Consider the following 1,996-nt stretch of genomic DNA (forward strand, 5'->3'; position numbering starts at 1 on the left):
ATCCGTAAAGTACGCATCCGCTGCCGGCGACGGGCAACGTTGCAGGCGGTGAAGGGTGGCAGAAGCACCTGTTTTGCTTAGGGTTTTTCGAATCGCTTCGAAAATCGCCGGTTGACAGGAACGCCGGTTTCGGTAAAATGCTCGCCACTCGCTACAGGGCCCGCTGAGGGCTCGATTCGGAGTCGCCTCCACGAGGTTTGCGCCGCTCTCAGGTAAGATTGAGCTTGACGCCAGACGCTGAATCAGTAGAATACGCCTTCCTCGCTAGGCGCTGCGCCACGGGCCAGCAAAAGCGAGATGCTCTTTAACAATCGATCAGGTAATTCATGTGGGCGCTTGTCGGGATGTCGGTGACCAGTCACCGAAAATCAAGACAAGCGACTCGTCAAACGAGACGTTTGAATCTTGAACCAGGTTTGGTTCCACCTTAGGAACTATCAGACTTTCAACTGAAGAGTTTGATCATGGCTCAGATTGAACGCTGGCGGCAGGCCTAACACATGCAAGTCGAGCGGAAACGATCCTAGCTTGCTAGGAGGCGTCGAGCGGCGGACGGGTGAGTAATGCATAGGAATCTGCCCGGTAGTGGGGGATAACTTGAGGAAACTCAAGCTAATACCGCATACGCCCTACGGGGGAAAGCAGGGGCTCTTCGGACCTTGCGCTATCGGATGAGCTTATGTCGGATTAGCTAGTTGGTGAGGTAATGGCTCACCAAGGCGACGATCCGTAGCTGGTCTGAGAGGATGATCAGCCACATCGGGACTGAGACACGGCCCGAACTCCTACGGGAGGCAGCAGTGGGGAATATTGGACAATGGGGGCAACCCTGATCCAGCCATGCCGCGTGTGTGAAGAAGGCCCTCGGGTTGTAAAGCACTTTCAGCGAGGAAGAATGCTTGTCGGTTAATACCCGGCAAGGGAGACATCACTCGCAGAAGAAGCACCGGCTAACTCCGTGCCAGCAGCCGCGGTAATACGGAGGGTGCGAGCGTTAATCGGAATTACTGGGCGTAAAGCGTGCGTAGGCGGCTTGGTAAGCCGGTTGTGAAAGCCCCGGGCTCAACCTGGGAACGGCATCCGGAACTGTCAGGCTAGAGTGCAGGAGAGGAAGGTAGAATTCCCGGTGTAGCGGTGAAATGCGTAGAGATCGGGAGGAATACCAGTGGCGAAGGCGGCCTTCTGGACTGACACTGACGCTGAGGTACGAAAGCGTGGGTAGCAAACAGGATTAGATACCCTGGTAGTCCACGCCGTAAACGATGTCGACTAGCCGTTGGGGTCCTCGAGACCTTTGTGGCGCAGTTAACGCACTAAGTCGACCGCCTGGGGAGTACGGCCGCAAGGTTAAAACTCAAATGAATTGACGGGGGCCCGCACAAGCGGTGGAGCATGTGGTTTAATTCGATGCAACGCGAAGAACCTTACCTACCCTTGACATCGTGCGAACCAACCAGAGATGGATGGGTGCCTTCGGGAGCGCACAGACAGGTGCTGCATGGCTGTCGTCAGCTCGTGTTGTGAAATGTTGGGTTAAGTCCCGTAACGAGCGCAACCCTTGTCCCTATTTGCCAGCGATTCGGTCGGGAACTCTAGGGAGACTGCCGGTGACAAACCGGAGGAAGGTGGGGACGACGTCAAGTCATCATGGCCCTTACGGGTAGGGCTACACACGTGCTACAATGGCCGGTACAATGGGTTGCAAAGCGGCGACGTGGAGCTAATCTCATAAAGCCGGTCTCAGTCCGGATCGGAGTCTGCAACTCGACTCCGTGAAGTCGGAATCGCTAGTAATCGTGCATCAGAATGGCACGGTGAATACGTTCCCGGGCCTTGTACACACCGCCCGTCACACCATGGGAGTGGACTGCACCAGAAGTGGTTAGCCTAACTTCGGAGGGCGATCACCACGGTGTGGTTCATGACTGGGGTGAAGTCGTAACAAGGTAGCCGTAGGGGAACCTGCGGCTGGATCACCTCCTTAATCGACGACGTC

General features: G+C 55.9%; 1 rRNA gene. It reads left to right on the plus strand.

Annotated features, from left to right (window positions below):
* Positions 1–446: 446 nt before the first annotated feature.
* Positions 447–1,984 (plus strand): 16S ribosomal RNA (locus FZZ93_RS18105).
* Positions 1,985–1,996 lie beyond the last annotated feature (12 nt).

It is taken from the genome of Halomonas eurihalina (assembly GCF_008274785.1).
In the GTDB taxonomy this organism is placed as follows: Bacteria; Pseudomonadota; Gammaproteobacteria; order Pseudomonadales; family Halomonadaceae; genus Halomonas; species Halomonas eurihalina.